Source organism: Mucilaginibacter sp. CSA2-8R (assembly GCF_038806765.1).
Lineage (GTDB): Bacteria > Bacteroidota > Bacteroidia > Sphingobacteriales > Sphingobacteriaceae > Mucilaginibacter.
The window spans coordinates 4,741,383-4,759,642 of record NZ_CP152389.1; the positions used below are offsets into that span (position 1 = coordinate 4,741,383).

Here is an 18,260-nt window from a genome sequence, read left to right on the forward strand (position 1 = left end):
ACATAATACTGACGTAAACGCACCACGCCAATCGATATAATTTACTGTATATTTGTACTTCGCATGATAGATTACCAGGTACATACGCTACCCAATGGCATACGTTTACTTTACAAACATGCCGCCACTAATATTACCCATACTTGCTTCCTGATTAATGCCGGTGCCCGCGATGAAGCTCCGCAAAAAGATGGATTGGCACATTTTATTGAGCACCTCTTATTTAAGCAAACGGAGCGCCGCAATACCAACCAGATTTTAAACCGGCTGGAATTGGTAGGTGCCGATTTAAACGCTTACACTACTAAAGAGTATACTTGCATACATGCCTCACTGCTTAAACAGCACCTGGAACGTGCCCTTGATTTGTTTGAGGATATTATCTTCCACTCTACCTTTCCGGAAGAAGAACTGACCAAAGAACGCGGTGTAATACTGGACGAAATTGCTTCTTACCAGGACCAGCCAGAAGAAGCCATACAAGACGATTTTGAGGGCTTATTATTTAAGGGGCATACACTAGGCAATAATATTTTAGGTACTGAGCAATCGGTGAACCAACTGGGCAAAGCCGATATAAGTGATTTTATGGCGGCCAATTACAACACCCACGAAATGGTGTTTGCCGTTATTGGCGATTACGACTTTGCAAAACTGGTAAAACTGGCAGATAAATATTTAGGCCCCGTACCCGAAAACCGTTCAACTAAAAACAGGCAAAAGCCGGCACAGGCTAAAACCGAATGGTTAGCTATCGAAAAGCCGATATCACAAACACATGGGGTAATTGGAGGCATGGCGTACCATTCATCGCATGCTCATAAAAGCGGCTTACTGCTGGTAAACAATATTTTGGGCGGCATGGGTATGAGCAGCCGGCTAAACCTCGAAATCCGCGAAAAGCATGGCATTGCTTACACCATTGAGTCTAATTATATCCCGTTTACCGACACGGGTATCTTTTCTATCTATTTTGGTACCGACGAAGAAAAATCGGCCAAAGCCATTAAGCTGATTCATAAAGAACTGCAAAAGCTGCGCGACAACAAACTGGGCACCCTGCAATTACAGCAAGTCAAGCAAAAGTTTATTGGTCAGATTGCCCTGGCCGAAGAAAACCGCCTGAGCCTGATTATTTCGATGGCCAAAAGCTTAATTGATTTTAATTGCATTGATACACTGCAGCAGGTCTTTGATAAAATAAGTATGGTAACCGCCGAACAGGTCCTCGAAATCAGTAACGAGGTATTTGATCAGCAAAAGCTGATTACGCTGCTGTTTGAGCCAAAAGAGTAAACAGCAATTAATACCTTATAAACAATGTTTGGGTTGTAACATTAAGCTGCCATGGGTAGTCTAACGTTCACTTAAACATTGTTATGACCGTAAAACCTTTCCACATCTTATTAATTGCGTTTGTTGCTTTAGCACAAACCAGCTTGGCACAAACTTTTAACAAGGCCAAAATGGATAGCCTGTTTGATGCCGTAGCAGCCAACAACCGGGCTATGCTTAGTGTAGCGCTTACTCAAAAAGGCCAGCTGGTGTATAGCCGGGCCATCGGCAACAGCTGGTTAGGCGAAAAAAATATACCGGCTACCATCCAAACTAAGTACCGCATAGGTTCAATCTCTAAAGTTTTTACAGCAGTCATGATTTTTCAGTTGGTTGAAGAAGGCAAATTGCAACTCACTACGCCGCTGTCAGAATTTTACCCCTCCCTACCTAATGCTTCTAAAATAACTATTGCCCAGTTGCTTAGCCACAGCAGCGGTTTGCATAGCTTTACCAGCGACAGCTCTTACCTAACGTGGTTAAACAAAAAGATGATACCTGCCGAAATGATTGCAAAGATTAACGTAAAACCAGATTTTGAGCCCGGCAGCAAGCACCAATACAGCAACAGCAACTTTATATTGTTAGGTTACATCATCGAAAAGCTGGACAAAAAGCCTTATGCCCTTGCTTTAAAAAACCGGATTACCAGTAAAACTGGATTAAGCAATACCTATTACGGCGGTAAAATAACGGCAGCCAATAACGAAGCTTACTCTTATTACTGGAAAGACAAATGGCTGCCTGACACTGAAACTGATATGAGTATACCCGGCGGTGCCGGTGCACTGGTATCCAACCCAACGGATCTGGTAAAATTCATGAATGCCCTATTTAACAGCAAACTGGTAAGCACCGCAAGCCTTACGCAAATGCGCACCATTAACGATGGTTACGGCATGAATTTATTTGCTTACCCGTTTGATGGGCACACGGCCTACGGCCACGGCGGCGATATTGATGGTTTCCACTCGCAGGCCGCTTACTTTCCGGCTGATGACATTGCGGTAGCCTATACAGCAAACGGAGTTAACATGAATTTAAATAACATGATGATTGGTGTATTAAGTATTGCATTCAATAAAGCGTATACCATTCCCAATTTTAAGCCTGTTGCATCATCCGCTCAGGAATTGGATCAATACATAGGCATTTACAGCAGCACTCAAATACCCATTAAAATTACAATTGGTAAAAACGAAACAACACTAACAGCACAGGCTACCGGGCAATCGGCATTTAGTTTGGATGCTGCCGGTAACCGTACGTTTAAATTTGATGCGGCAGGCATTACGCTAATTTTTGATCCGGCTAACGGGCAAATGACACTTAAACAAGGTGGCCGCACTTACTTGTTAACCAAAGCAAAGTAACTACATGCTTTTGCAATATGACATGGCATTTATAACTAAGCTGCCACTGCATTTTATATCCTTTACAGAAATACGTAATTTTGCAGCATGAAACTGCCCATTGTAGCCTATGGCGATCCGGTGTTAAGAAAAAAAGCCATTGACTTTGAAACCGAGGAAACAGCCGACCTTAAACAACTGATTGCAGACATGTACGAAACCATGTATGCCGCTCACGGTGTAGGTTTGGCAGCGCCTCAGGTAGGTATTTCCAAACGTTTGTTTGTGGTAGATGCATCACCTTTTGATGATGATGAGCCCGAACTGAAGGATTTTAAAAAGGCATTTGTAAATCCGCAAATTCTGGAAGAAACTGGCGAAGAATGGCCATTTAACGAGGGCTGCCTGAGCATTCCGGACATCCGCGAGGATGTATACCGCCAGCCGATAGTTCGTATTGCTTATTTAGATGAGCACATGCAGCCGCACGAAGAAACCTACAAAGGTTTAGCTGCCCGCGTTATACAGCACGAATATGACCATATTGAAGGCAAACTATTTACCGATAAGCTAAGCCCGTTACGTAAGCGCCTGCTCGAAAAACGCCTGAATGATATTTCGAAAGGTGTAGTTAAAGTAGAATACAAGATGAAGTTCCCTGCCGCTAAAAAAGGCCGTTAATCTTCGGTGGTTCGATAGCCGTTGTCAGTTCGTTATTAGGTATTTACAAACACAAGGCCAGCTCATTTAATTGAGCTTTCTATAATTGGTTAAGGCCTTTAGGATAATGTAAATTTATTATCTTAAAGGCCTTGATTGTTTATATGAAAAAACTCTACATTTTCGCATTATCGCTGTATACAACCGTTTCCATGGCGCAAACGGATGCTGTTAAAGCCAATATTGCTAAAAAGGCCGATGCCATGCAGGCTAAACTGGTAACCTGGCGGCGCGATTTTCATGAACACCCGGAGCTGGGCAACCACGAAACCCGAACCGCCGGTATTATTGCCAGCCACTTAAAAAGCTTAGGTATTGAGGTTAAAACCGGCGTAGCTAAAACCGGCGTAGTCGGTTTGCTTAAAGGCGGCAAGCCCGGGCCGGTAGTAGCTTTAAGGGCGGACATGGATGGCTTGCCTGTTACCGAACGTACCGCAGTGCCCTTTGCCTCTAAGGTTAAAACCACTTTTAACAACACTGAAGTTGGCGTAATGCATGCTTGCGGGCATGATACGCATGTATCAATCCTGATGGGCGTAGCCGAAGTGCTGGCCTCCATGAAAAATGATTTGCATGGTACCGTTAAGTTTATTTTTCAGCCTTCTGAAGAAGGCCCCCCGTTTGGTGAGGAAGGTGGTGCCGAACTGATGATTAAAGAAGGCGTACTGCAAAACCCTAAAGTGGATGCTATTTTCGGCTTGCACATCAACGCCCAAACTGAGGTTGGTAAAATTACCTACCGCCCCGGAGGTACCATGGCGGCCGTAAATGATATGCAGATTGTGGTAAAAGGTCGTCAGGCACACGGCGCTTACCCATGGAGCAGTATAGACCCCATCGTGGTATCGGCCCAAATTATTAATAGTTTACAAACCATTGTGAGCCGCAATTTAAACGTTACCGAAAATGCAGCCGTAGTTACCATAGGTGCTATCAACGGTGGTAACCGGTCTAATATCATCCCCGAGCAGGTAACCATGATGGGCACTTTAAGGGCCTTGAGCGCTGAGGACGAAAAAATGCTGATTGACCGCGTCAAAACTATTGCCACCAAAACCGCAGAAGCAGCCGGCGCCACTGCCGAAGTTAAAATTCCGTTTAGTGTACGCTACCCGGTTACCTACAACGACCCAAAACTTACCGAAAAGATGTTACCTACGCTGCAAGCGACAGCCGGCACCGCAAATGTGTTACTGCGCCCCGCCGTTACGGGTGCCGAAGATTTTAGCTTTTTTCAGGAAAAAGTTCCGGGACTATTCATTTTTTTGGGAGGCATGCCCAAAGGCCAGGACCCGCTTAAAACCGCAGCCCACCACACGCCCGATTTTTTTATTGACGAAAGCGGCTTCAGCTTAGGCGTTAAAGCCTTGTGTAATCTTACTTTAGATTATATGGCTGGTAAGGGTAAATGACCTTCACTTACGAATAATCTTGATTTACTTAGGTTAAAACCACGTGAGTATCATGTATAAATATACCTTCCTTATAGCTTTAATAGTAATGTGTGTTTCTTTTAAAGAGCAGCACAATACCACTCAATATGATGAAATAAAAGGCATGGAGTTAATAAAAGGTGGAATTTTTATTATGGGTATAGATAGCAATCGTCTTAAAAGCTACACCATGATATTTAACATACCGAAGGAAATTATTAAGCAGGAATATCCCGCTGTTAGAGGTGTAATAGCATCTTATTATCTGGACAAATACGAAGTTTCCAATGCTCAATATAAAGTGTTTATCGAAACCAACCCTCAATGGTCAAAGCAAAACATCCCGGATAGTTTACACGACGGTAATTATTTGAAAGAGTGGACAGGCAACGAGTATCCGAAAGGGCAAGCAAACTATCCGGTAGTATATGTGAGCTGGCATGCTGCGTTAGCATATGCCATTTGGCAGGGCAAACGCTTACCAACTGAAGCAGAATGGGAGTATGCAGCAAACAATAACTCACCCGCGCCGCTCTTTCCGTGGGGCAATCAGTTTCCTAACCCTAAGAAGCAAAATTTCATCAATTCAAATATCGGGCATCCTGTCCAGGTAACTCAATATAAAAGCAACGATTACGGAATTTATCATTTAGCAGATAATGTTTCGGAATTTGTGACAGACCAATGGCGGCAAGACAAATATGCCGAACTCAACGATATTACAGGAAAGAAATATCTATTCAATAGCGAACCTAATAGTATTGTTGTCAAAGGCGGAAATTATAACAGTCCGCCCGCTGAGTTACGCACGACCTACCGTCATAAACATAACCGGACCGAATGCAGCGGGCTAATTGGTTTTAGATGTGCAAAGTCTGTCAACAAATTATACCGACGGTAAATCATGGATTGATGAATTAAATAAAACTTCAACCTGGTTTTTATCCCGCTTTTTTCAGCATCATAAAATCATCAGTAAACAATTTTTTAAAACATGCTGTTGATATATAAAAATCACGCTATGTTACTGACCACCCAACAAGCCGCCGAATGGCAGGATATTTTATTGATGAATGCCCAGGCCACGCCACACTCTCCGTCAGAAGAAAACTTAGCCGACGATGATGACGAAAGCTTTGATGATATGATGCAGGATGAAGATGACCTGTACGAAGCCCGCAATGATGATAACCTGATAGCTCCTGGAGACGATGACCACCTGCCTGACGACGACCTACAATAAAAAGGTTAACATTTTATATTAAATTACCTTACAATTGTCAGATCATAGCGATGTGATAATCGCTGAGCTGCATTTTAATTTTTCCGGTTTTGGTATCCATGCTGCGCATTTTTTTACGGTCAATCTTGGTATCCCTACCCATAAAATTAAGCGGGATTTTCAACCGTTCGATAGCAAAACCGGCCTCCATGTAATCAGGCAAAATGTCAGCATTTTTGGCGTACTGCATCAGCAAAGTGTAAGAGCCGTCTTTACGGGTATTTACTTCCGATTGCACAATGCGCACGGCTTTGGTATCCATGTATAAGGTAACCAGTACCAAGTCTGATTTACCATCCGTCGGGATCACATTAATTACCTTAAGGTTCCGGCCGTCACGCTTTTCTGTCCCGCGGTCAACAGTAATGAAAGGATGCTTAAATATCTCATTCAGCGAAAAGTCCAGCCCGCGCTTAGGCAGCAGCACAAAATCATCCGAAGAAAAAGCCATCTTTTTCCCTTTTACGTATTTAATCTGTGCCCTTTTGGTCGGCATCTTGATAAAGGGCACATCCAGGTTAAGCGTTACCGCTGCCGAAAATTGCTTTACCGAATCCATCCGCTGTTTAATGTGCATTAAATCGGCATCCACTTTTTGTGCCTGCACCCATTGGGTACTTAATAAAAACAACAGCAAAGCCAACCTCATCATCCAATATCCTTTTTTTGAAAAGTAAAAATTCCTATCGCAGCAAATGCCGCAATGTATAATATCAAAAGGGCGTTGTTTACACCAATTTTTAACCAGTCGGTTTCGTAATAAAAAAGCTGCTGCCAGGTATCAATCAGCTTAGGGAAAAACACATTATTTAAGCCCGCCAACCCAAGCTCGGCCTTTAACAGCAAGTTGGTCACTATCAAAAACAGGGCAGCTGCAATCCAGGTTTTGGCGGCTTCCTTGATAAATACAGCAAGCGTGATGCTTACTACGCTATAAAACACCATGGCTATAGCACCAGAGGCAAACGCCCAGCAAATGCGCCTAAACGCTTCTTTAGCCTCAAAAAAGTTAAGCGTACCAATGTATACCACCAAATCGCCGGTACCAAAAACGGCATAGGCAAGGGCAAAGGTGCTCAGCATCATAAAGGCAATTACAAATACCGTAAATACAATAGCGGTAATGTATTTTGCTCCTATAAACTGCCACTTTTTTACGGCCTGCAGCATCACGGCCTGCACGGTGCCATCTTTATACTCATCCGTCATTAATCCCGAAGTAATAATCATGAGGATGAGCGGCACATTAAACCACAGCGAGTTTAACACAATGTACATAATCAGGTTACCGTTAAGCAAGGTACCCTCAAAATAGAATGACTGCCGCAGGTTGTTGAGCAATAAATCGAGTATGGCGCTGCCTTGATAGTAGGCTGTAATAAAAATTAATAGCTCAATTAGCAATATGGCGCCTAAAGCATAATAGGTTTTGCTTTGCTTAAGTATTTTTAACAGCTCGGCTTGTAGTAATCGCCTCATGAAATAGGAGTTTTAACCAGCTCTTCTAACGAAAGCTCGGGTGTACAGGATGTAACCTGTATACCTTCGGCCAGCAATTCATTTAATAAACCTGGTATTTCACTGGCATTGCAGGTTACCTTAGCATCGTTAATACCCATTTTAGCTTGGTACTTTTGAAGTACGACAGATGATGCAAGGTTTTGCGCTGTTATACTAAAGTTATGGATATGGTTATTGATTAGTTGCCCTGTAGTACCAGCATTCACAATTTTACCGCCGTCCATCACATATAAGTAATGGCAGCATTTGCTCAGTTCGCCCATTAAGTGTGATGACAGCAGGATGGCGATATTATCTTTCTCCGCCAAATCGGTAATCAAACTAATCAAAGAGGCCACGCCCGTAGGGTCGAGACCCGAAAAGGGTTCATCAAGCACCAGGTATTCGGGCTCATTTAGCAAGGCAATGGCTATGCCCAAGCGTTGCTTCATCCCCATCGAAAAATTGCGTACCGGGTCTTTACGGTTGAGCGGCAATCCGACTTTGGTGAGGTATTGATTGAGCGAAGTCGTATCAGCAGGAGCGCCCTGTATTCCGGCAAATATTTTCAGGTTATCGTGGGCACTCAAGTACGGATATAAACCGGGGCGCTCTATAATACCGCCGATTGGTTTGCTCCGTGTCGAACTTACGTCAACCGTACCGGTATCAGGCTTCACCAATCCGCACAAAATCCGGAATAGGGTAGTTTTACCGGCGCCGTTATGCCCCAGCAAACCACTTATTTGGCCGGGTTGCATCCGGATAGATACATTATCTAATGCTTTGCCTGATGTGTAAGATTTACTCAGGTTGTTTCCGGTAAGCATTATATAAAGTTTTGAAGATTAAGCTCGCGATAATTAAACTTGGGCTCGTAGTATTTTTCCATAAATGTACGCGACCAAAAATATTTGCGGAACAAGAATAAAGGATCCTTTACCATAAAATGCGGAACAAAGTGATACCACTTAATTCCTAAACGGCGGTAATATAGCTGCACCTCTTCTTCCATACCCAACTCGCGCGCGGCTACCAAAAAAGCAATGCGCTGGCATTTCGATCCTTGGTATAAACGCGCAATTTTAGGAGTAAAACCATGCACAAAGAGGTAATCCTTTATACGCTTGTAGTTCTGAAAACGCGACCAGGCATCCATAATAACCAAAAAGATATGGCTGAAAGCGAAAAGCATACTACCAAACCAAAACAAGCTAAAGAGCAATGCCTCTTCCTCATAATTTTGCCTGAATTTGTGGTAATAAAACAGCGACTCAAAAACAAACAGCAGTGATGAGTAATACAGCAGGCAGCCTACATTCCAAAAAGATACAGCGTATAAAGGTTGTTTAGGCAGCGTACGTGTTTTAATCATTTTTATAAATAACGGCTATATGTTAAGCAATTAACGCTTATTACACTTTATGCAATATAATCAGTTTTAAAAAAATCTCCTAACAGGAATACCACTAAGTTATGAAGCAATCATAACCTACTTATAACCAGTGATTCTATCCCAAGATTTCCTTAATGTCATCAGCAGACAGCGACTTAATAAAACTTTCTTCGGTAGTGATGAGCGACCGGGCTACGCCCAGCTTACGTTGCTGCAGGGCCAGTATTTTTTCTTCTACCGTATCTTTGGTAATAAATTTATAGATAAACACATTTTTAGTTTGCCCAATGCGATGGGTACGGTCTATAGCCTGCTGCTCAACCGCCGGGTTCCACCACGGGTCAAGGATAAATACATAATCAGCCTCGGTTAAATTTAGCCCCACGCCTCCTGCTTTAATCGAAATTAAAAACACCTGCGTTTTAACATCCTGCTGAAAACGTTTAACTACTTCTCCCCTATTTTGCGTGCTGCCATCCAGGTAAGTGTACTTTATATTTTGCTTGTCGAAATACTGCCGGTAAATATTAAGCTGCTTTACAAATTGCGAAAAGATGAGCACTTTATGATTGCCATCGAGCACGTTGGCCAGCGTATGCACCACATCTTCAAATTTACCCGAATCGCCTTCGTAGCTTTCGTCAATCATTGACGGGTGGTTGGCAATCTGGCGCAGTTTAATCAGGCCTTGTAATACCTGGATCTGGCTTTGGGCAAAAGTACCGTCTTCCAAGCTTTGCAACAGCTCGTTGCGATACTCCGATTTTACCTTTTCGTAAACAGCGCTTTGCTCATCGCTCATTTTGCAGTAAAACAACTGCTCGGTTTTGGGCGGCAACTCGGTAGCCACCTGTTCTTTGGTACGGCGTAGTACAAAGGGCTTTATCAGTGCTTGTAATCGGTGCGCTTTGTCTTCATCCTTCTTTTTTTCGATAGGCGTTACAAACTCATTTAAAAAAAACTGCTGGTTACCCAGTAGACCTGGATTTATGAACGACATCTGTGTCCATAAATCGTTCACCGTATTTTCGACCGGGGTACCGCTCAATATCAGTTTATGGCGGGATTTAAGCTGCTTTACCGCCTGGTACGATTTAGACGACGGGTTTTTGATATTTTGGCTCTCATCTAAAATAACATAATCAAAAAAGAATGCCTTAAATAAATCTACATCAATACGGCTGATGCCATACGTAGTAACCACTACATCATAATTACCAAAAACATCCGGCGATTTATACCTGAAAGCGCCCGTATGCACCATCAGCCTTAGCGTGGGTGTAAACTTAGCAGCCTCATTCATCCAGTTGTAAATAAGCGAGGTAGGCATAATCAGTAACGAAGTACTGGTTGCGCCAATAGCCTGGGCGTCTTCTTTATTCTTTTGCAGCAGGGCAAGGGTTTGTATGGTTTTGCCCAAACCCATATCGTCAGCCAGGCATCCGCCAAAATGGTACTCCTTTAAAAACTGGAACCAATTATAACCGGCCTGTTGGTAAGGCCTTAAACTACCTGCAAAATTAACCGGCGGCGCCACGTCTTCCAATTGTTCAAAATCGTTCAGCTTCTGTAGCTTACGGTTCATGGTAATACTGGCCAGTTCGCCTTCAGCTAAATCATTAATGAGGCCAATGTGGTGCTTGCGCAGTTTTAAATCTTTATTGCCCTCGGCAAAGCTCAGCAGGTTACCGTATTGAGCAAACCACTCCTGCGGTATCACCGCAATTTCGCCCGATGGTAACACAAACTCTTTTTTGTGATTGAGAATGTGATTACGCAAGTCTAAAAACGGAATTTGATATGGGCCAAAATGCACAATGGCATGAATATCAAACCAGTCGTTATTTTCTTTTACCTGTAAATCTATTTTACTGCTGCCAAACAGGTAACGCTTTTGCCCTTCGGGCTGCTCAATATCAAAACCGGCGGCAACTAGTTGCTCATGGTGCTGGTTAAGCCACTCAAAAACCGAAAAGGACTGGTCGGCCTCATCATTCTCCTGTTTTACTTCCAGATTTTGGAAAAGGGAGGATGAGGTAGTTAACCCCATATTTTCCAGCTGCTGCAGCTTGTTTTTCTCCCAGGTTACCGAGCGCCTGATGCGGTGAAAAATATAACTGTCGCCATTGCGGTCTATCTTAACCGATATTTGCCGGCCATCACCATATGGAAACGTGTAACCTGCATATTTAAAAAATAACTGTATTTGCGATGTCCCGCCGGCCACATAAATAGGTTTAACAACGGGCCTGGCATCATACTTTTCGGTGTTGATAGTAAAGCCCTCGGCATGTACATGATGTTTTTCAATCAGCGGCGCCACAAAGCGTTCAAAATACGATTGCTCCGCACTGCGCGGAATAGCTATATAACGCTTATTTAAAAAAGGAAGCAGCTTTTTACCCTCTACATCTTTATCAAAATAATACAAGGTTTCGTCAAGCATCATCCACCCCGGATGATTGCATATAACTTCGGCTCCTTTAAACATAAACTCGATTTTCATCCCTTGGTACTTGATCGTAGGATAATACCGTATTTCGTTATCGTCGCGTTTAAAATGGAATAGCACAGTGGCCGGTTCGGTAGCAATATGCAGTTGCTTTTCGGCCGGGTAGCCCTCTTTACTCATCAAAAAAAGTTTTTTGTCATGCATCAGGCTTAAGGCCTCGGCCATTTTCTTTTCAATCTTCGGCCTGATAACATCAAACAGTTGCTCGTTAAAAACCTTACTAAAAAACTCGTAAGGCCGTACCGGCTTCTTGTGATTTTTTTTGATGATTTGACCTTGCTCTATCTCTTCCAACAGCTTAATCAGCTTTAAATCAGCATCGCTTATGCACGAGCTAAACTCTTGGGCAGTGTTGGTAAACAGGCGCTGGTGTGTAAGCGAAAACTCGCCGTTGGGGTTAAGCTGAACTATATGCGGCTCAATTAGCCACGATAAATACTCGTGGCGGGCAAGGGCATAAATAAGCTGGCAAGGTTTGGTGCTGTCAACACGTAGCATAAATCCGGTCAAAAATTTAGGAAAGCTACATTAACAAAAATTTCAAACGTAAGCAGAATTTGCAGCAATTAAAAGCCGAAAGCCCAAAATGTTAAAAATTAACAGAATGTTAATTTTTACAGGCAATGCATCACCGTCGTTTACTTAGTTTTAGCATCAAAAATTTAAATACCGCTTTTTAATATGAACAATAGTACTTCTCCGGATAAATATGACGCCTTGGTCAAACTAAGCATGGGCGATTTTAAAGCTTTTCTGTACGACTGCGATGGTACCCTGGCCGACAATATGCCTGCCCATACCGAAACTTACATTAAAGTAGCTGCCGAAAAAGGTGTAGTAATTGATGGTGCCATTATTGATGAGTTTGCGGGCTTGCCCATTGTAAACGTGGTAGAAAAAATTAACGAGCGTTACCAAAGCAGGTTTGACCCCGAAGAGTTTAAGGCACAAAAATATAAGCTGTTTTTAGAGCAATATATTGAGCACACCCAACCTATTGATTACGTAGTAAACCACTTAAAAAACCACGCTGAATTGGTTAAAATAGCAGTAGTATCGGGCAGCAGCCGTATTGCCGTTGAAAAAACACTGCAAATTTTGGGCATAGACCATTTGGTAGAGGTAATGGTATGTGCAGGAGAAACACCGCAGGGCAAACCCCACCCCGACCCGTTTTTAAAAGCAGCCGAACTGTTGGGCGTAGCACCCGAAGAATGTTTGGTTTTTGAGGACGGCAACGCTGGCGTACAAGCCGCTGTAGCTGCAGGCATGCGCTGGATACGTATTGATAAACTGCAGGTGGGTTAATTACAATGCACCCAGCTTTTGCAGGGCATAAAACAATGTTGAGCAATGCAGGGCTTGGGTAATTTTATTTTCGGCAAGCAATTGCTTCACTTCGTCTATGGTGTATTCTTCTACCACAATGTCTTCCTGCTCGTCCAGATGCTGGCCCTGTACTTTTTTACCGCCGGTAGCCAGATAGCAATGCGTTACATTGTTTGCGGTTGACGGGTTAGCGTGCAGCTTGCACAATAATTCAAGGTCGTTAAATTCATAGCCGGTCTCCTCCAACAATTCGCGTTTCATGCCCACTATGGGTTCTTCGCCGGCCTCAATTACTCCGCCGGGTATTTCGAGAGATACTACACCTGCGGCATGGCGGTACTGCCTTACCATGATAATTTTATTATCGGTGGTAAGTGCTACCGCGTTAGCCCAATCCGGGTACTCCAACACATAATAGGCCGGTACAATGCGCCCGTCGGGCATCTGGCATTTATCGGTACGCAAGGTAGCCCAGGGGCCTTTGTGAATATATTCGGAGGATAGTACTTGCCACTTTAAATCACGCGCCATGTTGTTTAAGGTATTGCTGTATCAACTGCCTTTTGCTAATGTTTTCGAACAACTGCATATGATGTTCTTGCTCGAGCAGGTCGAGCAAAGTTATTGTTTTTTGAAGTTTGTTAAGGGTTAAATCATCATTACCGAAAGGCTCGGCACTGTAGTAAAGCAACTGAGCAAGCGTGTTTATTTTAGCTTCACTAAACCGCTTTTGATGCAGCCATCGCACAAATTCATCGTTACTAAAAGCCAGTAAGTCAGCTTCCTTTACTTCGTACTCATCATTAAGCACCTCATTGTACACCTGGCGCACTTCGTCAGGTTTATCACCAGCGGCTTTAAGACCCAGCATTTTAGCAATAGCTTGCGCAAGGCGCTGCGTTTCGTTCAAAAAATAATCTCTACGATACATCAATCAATAATTTACCAGCTGCCTGAGCTGCCGCCACCGCCCGAACTACCGCCACCGAAACCGCCGAAGCCACCGCCTCCACCGCCGCCGCCCCAATCGCTGCCACCAGAAGATCCACCCCAGCCACTGCCTCTGCTACTTCCGCCGCCTAACATATTACCTGCTAAAAACCACCAGAAAGGGCTGGCGCCACCACGGCCACCAATAATCTGGCCGCCACCACCGCCACCCCTGTTTTTAATAATGATGATAATAACGATAACAATGATGGCAATAATTAAACCCGAACCAGCTCCGCCACCATCGCTTTTACGCCTGGTGCGCTGGTTGTTATTATCTTGCGGGTCGGCCTTAAATTCACCTTTGGTGTATTTGATAATATCATCAGTAGCCAGATCGAGACCCTTGTAATAATCACCTGCTTTAAAATTGGGCTTAATATCCTGCTGAATGATTTGCTGTGTAGCCGCATCGGTTAAACTCCCCTCAACCCCATACCCGGTTTGTATGGTTACTTTACGATCGTTGATGGCTGCCAACACCAGTACTCCATTGTTTTTACCTTTTTGGCCAATCCCCCAGTTACGAATAAGCAATGCGCCATACTCGCTAATATCGTAATCACCAACTGATTTAATGAGCACAACCGCTACCTGCGTAGAGGTAGAATCATTAAACGCCACCAGTTTATTTTCCAGCTTTTGCTTGTCATCAGCCGAAAGCGTGTTGGTATAATCAGTAACCAGCGTGTTGGAACGCGGCGGAAATTGCTGCCCGAAACTTGTGAGTGTCGTTAATACGACGGTAAGCAAAAACAGTATCTTTTTCAGCATGATAAATTTGTCAGTTATTCACCGTCCATAAAGGCAATATCGTCGGGTAATTCATTAGTATCACCAGCCTGGTGCGGAAAGTATTGTTTAAGCTGTCGGCCGGCACGATCAATACCGGTAACAATGCCTTGAATAACATCTCCTTTTTTAAAGCAATCGAGCATCGCTTCTTTGGTCGAATCCCAAAAATCAGCAGGCACTACCTGGTTAATGCCCGAATCACCAATAATGGCAAACTTACGATCCTTAGTAGCCAGATAAATTAAAACACCATTACGATGTTTGGTTTTATCCATTTCAAGCTTATTAAAATAGCCGGCAGCCCTTGTAAGCGGTTCTTCAGCGCATGTATTTTCAATACAAATCCGAATTTCGCCCGATGTGCTTTTTTCTGCCCGCTCAATAGCCTGCCGTATACGTTGCTGTTCGTCCTCGTTAAAAGCCATGTTTATACAATTAGTGAATGAGTGATTTGGTGAATGAGTGAATAATATTATTGAATAAATATACTATTTAATAAATGCGAATACTTACTCAATCACTAATTCACACATTCAGTCATTGGCTTAAAACTCTACTTTAGGAGCGTTTTTGGCGGCCGCATCAGCTTCAAAATAGCCTTTAGGAGAAAAGCCAAACATTTTCGAAGTCAGGTTATTGGGGAATGTACGGATCTTGCTGTTGTAAGCTTGCACAGAATTGTTAAAATCCATACGGGCAACGCTGATGCGGTTTTCAGTACCTTCTAACTGACCTTGCAATGCAGTAAAGTTGTCATTAGCACGTAGGGTAGGGTAAGCTTCTGAGGCCACCAGTAAACGGCCTAATGCAGTGCTTAGCTGGCCTTGTGCCTGTTGAAACTGCTGCACATTTTCCGGAGTCAGTTTATTAGGGTCAACCTGTATAGAGGTAGCTTTGGCACGGGCCTCGGTTACTTCAACTAGTGTGCTTTTTTCAAAATTGGCAACCCCCTTCACTGTAGCTACCAGATTGGGTATTAAGTCGGCCCGGCGCTGGTACTGGCTTTGTACCGTTCCCCACTTGGCCTTGGTATCTTCGTCTAATTGCACAATACTATTATAACCACATGAACTGAATGACATGGCTACCATAACGAACAGGATTGCGGAAAATAATTTTTTCATGTTTTGTCTTCGTTTTTAGATTAAAGTTGAACTTTGGTATTTAGAGTACAAATGCTGTACCGTTGTTACAGTTTTTACCTATAATGTCAATACGGCAATTATGTTTTATATTGAGCATCTAATACTGTCTAAATTGAAAAAAATTAACCTTTCTCTAATTCTAATATTAACACAGGCACTTAATGTAACGGCTCAAAGCCGGAGTGTGGAGAAACTGGTGTCTTATGTAAAGCCAATCATCGGTACCCAGCGCATGGGGCATACTTACCCCGGTGCCACTGTTCCGTTTGGCATGGTGCAGCTCAGCCCCGAAACAGACAGCGTAGATTACGAGCTGAACGGCAAGTACAACCCTAAGGTTTATGAATATTGCGCCGGTTACCAGTACGAGGACAAGACCATCACCGGCTTTAGCCATACCCACTTTAGCGGTACCGGCCACTCCGATTTAGGCGACTTTTTAGTGATGCCCATGGTTGGCCCCGTAAAGCTTAACCCGGGCACGGCTGACAAGCCGGGCAGCGGCTACCGCTCGCGGTTTTCGCACCTAAACGAGGTCAGCCAGGCCGGGTACTATAAAGTGAAGCTGGACGACTATAACGTACAGGCCGAGATGACGGCCAGCACCCGCGTAGGCTTCCACCAGTATACCTTCCCGCAGTCAGGCCAATCGCATATTGTGCTCGACTTAACCGCCGGCATTTATAACTACCCGGATAAAAACGTCTGGACTTACCTCCATGTGGTTAATGACAGCCTGGTTACCGGCTTCAGGCAAACCAATGGCTGGGCTAAAAACCGGGTACTGTATTTTGCCATGCGCTTTTCTAAACCTTTTGTGAGCCATGGCTTCCGCAACGAATCGGCGCGCGAGGTATACCGTGGTTTCTGGGGTAAGTTTAACCAAACCCGCAACTTCCCGGAAATAGCAGGTCAGCGCATCAAAGCCTACTTTGACTTTAAAACCGCTGAAGGCGAAAAGGTAAAGATCAAGGTGGCGCTCTCGCCGGTAAGCATGGATGGCGCCCTGGCTAACATGCAGGCTGAGGTGCCGGGCTGGAGCTTTGAGCAAACCAAAGCCGCCGCGCAGCAGCAGTGGGAAACTGAGCTGCACAAAATAGAAGTGCAAACCAACAGCCGTGCTACCAAAGAAAACTTTTATACGGCTGTATACCATACGCTGATCAACCCCACCATTTACATGGATACCGACGGGCAGTACAAGGGCGTGGACCAAAACGTACACACGGCCAAAGGTTTTACCAACTATACCACCTTCTCGCTGTGGGACACTTACCGCGCGCTGCACCCACTGTTTAATATTATTGCGCCCGAACGTAATAACGACATGGTAAAATCCATGCTGGCCCATTACGAGCAAAGCCCCGAGCACATGCTGCCGGTATGGTCAAACTCGGGTAACGAAAACTGGTGCATGTCGGGTTACCACAGCGTATCGGTTGTGGCAGATGCCATTATCAAAGGCAATACGGAGGGCATTGATGTGAATAAGGCGCTGGAGGCCTGCGTAACTACGGCCCGCAAGCGCGATTATGAAGGCATTGGCTACTATATAGATAAAGGCTACATCCCCGACGAGCGTAACGGGGTATCGGTTTCCAGCACGCTGGAGTATGCTTATGACGACTGGTGTATTGCGCAGTTAGCGCAAAAGCTTAATAGGCAGGATATTTACCGGGAGTTTAGCAAGCGTGCCCAAAACTATAAAAATGTGTACGACAAAGCCTCCGGCTTTATGCGCCCCAGGCTGGAAAGCGGCGCCTTCCGGCCCAAGTTTGATCCGCTCACCACGATCGGACAGGGCTTTATTGAGGGCAATGCCTGGAACTATACCCTGTTTGCCCCGCAAGATCCCAAAGGACTGATTGAGCTGATGGGCGGCAATAAAAGGTTTGTACCCTACCTGGACTCGCTGTTTACCATGCACCTGCCCGATAAATTTTTTGAGGAGACGGAAGACATCACCCGCGACGGCATCATCGGCAACTACGTGCATGGCAACGAACCATCGCACCATGTGGCTTATTTGTACAACTGGACCAACCAGCCCTGGAAAACCCAGGAACGGGTGCGCATGATTCTGCCTAAAATGTATAAGCCAACCCCCGATGGTTTGGGCGGCAACGATGATACCGGGCAGATGAGTGCCTGGTTTATTTTCACCAACCTGGGCTTTTACCCGCTGTCGCCGGGTAATGAGGAATACGCCTTGGGCAGTCCGGCGGTAAACGGTGCAGTACTGCACCTGCAAAACGGCAAAACCTTTACCGTAACGGTGAAAAACCAGAGCGATAAAAACGTTTATGTGCAAAAAGTGCTGTTAAACGGCAAGCCCTTAACCGGCCTTTCCATCAAACACGCTGATATCATCAACGGCGGCGAGCTTACCTTCTACATGAGCAGTAAACACGCTTAAATATCCAGTAAAGTTCAAAACTGACTTCCACAAAGCACAATCACACACCGTGATT

18 protein-coding genes are annotated in these 18,260 nt (G+C 44.3%); 8 read left to right on the forward strand and 10 right to left on the reverse strand.

Features of this window, described 5'->3' with window-relative positions:
* Positions 1-66: 66 nt before the first annotated feature.
* The 6 genes from AAGR14_RS20130 (at position 67) to AAGR14_RS20155 (ending at position 6,083) form a co-directional block, all read left to right on the forward strand.
* Positions 67-1,296, forward strand: a complete 1,230-nt coding sequence (locus AAGR14_RS20130) for a pitrilysin family protein (RefSeq protein WP_342648711.1) — start codon at positions 67-69, stop codon at positions 1,294-1,296.
* Between the two features lie 83 nt (positions 1,297-1,379).
* On the forward strand, positions 1,380-2,708 hold the full coding sequence (locus AAGR14_RS20135) for a serine hydrolase domain-containing protein (RefSeq protein WP_342646040.1): 1,329 nt from the start codon (positions 1,380-1,382) through the stop codon (positions 2,706-2,708).
* An 87-nt stretch (positions 2,709-2,795) separates the two neighbouring features.
* Positions 2,796-3,368: a peptide deformylase gene (gene def / locus AAGR14_RS20140; RefSeq protein ID WP_342646041.1), complete on the forward strand. Its 573-nt coding sequence runs from the start codon at positions 2,796-2,798 to the stop codon at positions 3,366-3,368.
* 143 nt (positions 3,369-3,511) lie between these two features.
* Positions 3,512-4,819, forward strand: a complete 1,308-nt coding sequence (locus AAGR14_RS20145) for an amidohydrolase (protein WP_342646042.1) — start codon at positions 3,512-3,514, stop codon at positions 4,817-4,819.
* A gap of 52 nt (positions 4,820-4,871) precedes the next feature.
* The gene (locus AAGR14_RS20150) at positions 4,872-5,741 is read left to right on the forward strand and encodes a formylglycine-generating enzyme family protein (RefSeq protein WP_342646043.1); all 870 of its coding nucleotides are present in this window, start codon (positions 4,872-4,874) and stop codon (positions 5,739-5,741) included.
* 120 nt (positions 5,742-5,861) lie between these two features.
* The gene (locus AAGR14_RS20155; RefSeq protein WP_342646044.1) at positions 5,862-6,083 is read left to right on the forward strand and encodes a hypothetical protein; all 222 of its coding nucleotides are present in this window, start codon (positions 5,862-5,864) and stop codon (positions 6,081-6,083) included.
* Positions 6,084-6,120: 37 nt separating this feature from the next.
* Here the strand turns inward: AAGR14_RS20155 and AAGR14_RS20160 are convergent, their stop codons facing one another.
* From AAGR14_RS20160 to AAGR14_RS20180, 5 genes are all read right to left on the reverse strand, one after another.
* A complete protein-coding gene (locus tag AAGR14_RS20160) occupies positions 6,121-6,774 on the reverse strand; it encodes a hypothetical protein (protein WP_342646045.1) in 654 nt (217 codons plus the stop codon).
* Positions 6,771-7,601 (reverse strand): ABC transporter permease, encoded by an 831-nt coding sequence (locus AAGR14_RS20165; protein WP_342646046.1) that lies wholly within the window; start codon positions 7,599-7,601, stop codon positions 6,771-6,773. The genes AAGR14_RS20160 and AAGR14_RS20165 overlap by 4 nt, the downstream gene beginning before the upstream one ends.
* The gene (locus AAGR14_RS20170) at positions 7,598-8,452 is read right to left on the reverse strand and encodes an ABC transporter ATP-binding protein (RefSeq protein WP_342646047.1); all 855 of its coding nucleotides are present in this window, start codon (positions 8,450-8,452) and stop codon (positions 7,598-7,600) included. The genes AAGR14_RS20165 and AAGR14_RS20170 overlap by 4 nt, the downstream gene beginning before the upstream one ends.
* Complete coding sequence (locus AAGR14_RS20175) at positions 8,452-8,997, reverse strand: hypothetical protein (protein WP_342646048.1); 546 nt, start codon at positions 8,995-8,997, stop codon at positions 8,452-8,454. Before AAGR14_RS20175 ends, AAGR14_RS20170 begins: the two co-directional genes overlap by 1 nt.
* Positions 8,998-9,133: 136 nt before the next feature.
* Positions 9,134-12,028, reverse strand: coding sequence for a DEAD/DEAH box helicase (locus AAGR14_RS20180; RefSeq protein WP_342646049.1), 2,895 nt, complete (start codon positions 12,026-12,028; stop codon positions 9,134-9,136).
* A 183-nt stretch (positions 12,029-12,211) separates the two neighbouring features.
* On the opposite strand from AAGR14_RS20180, the gene AAGR14_RS20185 reads away from it, so the two are divergent.
* Positions 12,212-12,838, forward strand: a complete 627-nt coding sequence (locus AAGR14_RS20185) for an HAD family phosphatase (protein WP_342646050.1) — start codon at positions 12,212-12,214, stop codon at positions 12,836-12,838.
* On the opposite strand, the gene AAGR14_RS20190 is transcribed toward AAGR14_RS20185, so the two are convergent.
* The 5 genes from AAGR14_RS20190 to AAGR14_RS20210 all read right to left on the reverse strand — a co-directional run bounded on the left by AAGR14_RS20190 (position 12,839) and on the right by AAGR14_RS20210 (position 15,768).
* Positions 12,839-13,390 (reverse strand): NUDIX hydrolase, encoded by a 552-nt coding sequence (locus tag AAGR14_RS20190; protein WP_342646051.1) that lies wholly within the window; start codon positions 13,388-13,390, stop codon positions 12,839-12,841.
* Positions 13,380-13,790 (reverse strand): hypothetical protein, encoded by a 411-nt coding sequence (locus AAGR14_RS20195; RefSeq protein WP_342646052.1) that lies wholly within the window; start codon positions 13,788-13,790, stop codon positions 13,380-13,382. Before AAGR14_RS20195 ends, AAGR14_RS20190 begins: the two co-directional genes overlap by 11 nt.
* 11 nt (positions 13,791-13,801) lie before the next feature.
* Entirely contained in the window at positions 13,802-14,623 is an 822-nt protein-coding gene (locus tag AAGR14_RS20200; protein WP_342646053.1) for a TPM domain-containing protein, read from the reverse strand.
* 14 nt (positions 14,624-14,637) lie between these two features.
* The gene (locus AAGR14_RS20205) at positions 14,638-15,069 is read right to left on the reverse strand and encodes a TPM domain-containing protein (RefSeq protein WP_342646054.1); all 432 of its coding nucleotides are present in this window, start codon (positions 15,067-15,069) and stop codon (positions 14,638-14,640) included.
* Positions 15,070-15,189: 120 nt separating this feature from the next.
* A complete protein-coding gene (locus AAGR14_RS20210) occupies positions 15,190-15,768 on the reverse strand; it encodes a LemA family protein (RefSeq protein WP_342646055.1) in 579 nt (192 codons plus the stop codon).
* A 157-nt stretch (positions 15,769-15,925) separates the two neighbouring features.
* On the opposite strand from AAGR14_RS20210, the gene AAGR14_RS20215 reads away from it, so the two are divergent.
* Positions 15,926-18,205: a GH92 family glycosyl hydrolase gene (locus tag AAGR14_RS20215; RefSeq protein ID WP_342648712.1), complete on the forward strand. Its 2,280-nt coding sequence runs from the start codon at positions 15,926-15,928 to the stop codon at positions 18,203-18,205.
* Positions 18,206-18,260 lie beyond the last annotated feature (55 nt).

What these genes read in the sequence shown, in the direction of transcription:
- AAGR14_RS20145 (WP_342646042.1), top strand. Translation starts at nt 3,512, where the DNA reads ATGAAAAAACTCTACATTTTCGCATTATCGCTGTATACAACCGTTTCC.
- AAGR14_RS20195 (WP_342646052.1), bottom strand. Translation starts at nt 13,790, where the DNA reads ATGTATCGTAGAGATTATTTTTTGAACGAAACGCAGCGCCTTGCGCAA.
- AAGR14_RS20200 (WP_342646053.1), bottom strand. Translation starts at nt 14,623, where the DNA reads ATGCTGAAAAAGATACTGTTTTTGCTTACCGTCGTATTAACGACACTC.
- AAGR14_RS20205 (WP_342646054.1), bottom strand. Translation starts at nt 15,069, where the DNA reads ATGGCTTTTAACGAGGACGAACAGCAACGTATACGGCAGGCTATTGAG.
- AAGR14_RS20175 (WP_342646048.1), bottom strand. Translation starts at nt 8,997, where the DNA reads ATGATTAAAACACGTACGCTGCCTAAACAACCTTTATACGCTGTATCT.
- AAGR14_RS20160 (WP_342646045.1), bottom strand. Translation starts at nt 6,774, where the DNA reads ATGATGAGGTTGGCTTTGCTGTTGTTTTTATTAAGTACCCAATGGGTG.
- AAGR14_RS20135 (WP_342646040.1), top strand. Translation starts at nt 1,380, where the DNA reads ATGACCGTAAAACCTTTCCACATCTTATTAATTGCGTTTGTTGCTTTA.
- AAGR14_RS20155 (WP_342646044.1), top strand. Translation starts at nt 5,862, where the DNA reads ATGTTACTGACCACCCAACAAGCCGCCGAATGGCAGGATATTTTATTG.
- def (WP_342646041.1), top strand. Translation starts at nt 2,796, where the DNA reads ATGAAACTGCCCATTGTAGCCTATGGCGATCCGGTGTTAAGAAAAAAA.
- AAGR14_RS20190 (WP_342646051.1), bottom strand. Translation starts at nt 13,390, where the DNA reads ATGGCGCGTGATTTAAAGTGGCAAGTACTATCCTCCGAATATATTCAC.
- AAGR14_RS20180 (WP_342646049.1), bottom strand. Translation starts at nt 12,028, where the DNA reads ATGCTACGTGTTGACAGCACCAAACCTTGCCAGCTTATTTATGCCCTT.
- AAGR14_RS20210 (WP_342646055.1), bottom strand. Translation starts at nt 15,768, where the DNA reads ATGAAAAAATTATTTTCCGCAATCCTGTTCGTTATGGTAGCCATGTCA.
- AAGR14_RS20165 (WP_342646046.1), bottom strand. Translation starts at nt 7,601, where the DNA reads ATGAGGCGATTACTACAAGCCGAGCTGTTAAAAATACTTAAGCAAAGC.
- AAGR14_RS20170 (WP_342646047.1), bottom strand. Translation starts at nt 8,452, where the DNA reads ATGCTTACCGGAAACAACCTGAGTAAATCTTACACATCAGGCAAAGCA.
- AAGR14_RS20150 (WP_342646043.1), top strand. Translation starts at nt 4,872, where the DNA reads ATGTATAAATATACCTTCCTTATAGCTTTAATAGTAATGTGTGTTTCT.
- AAGR14_RS20185 (WP_342646050.1), top strand. Translation starts at nt 12,212, where the DNA reads ATGAACAATAGTACTTCTCCGGATAAATATGACGCCTTGGTCAAACTA.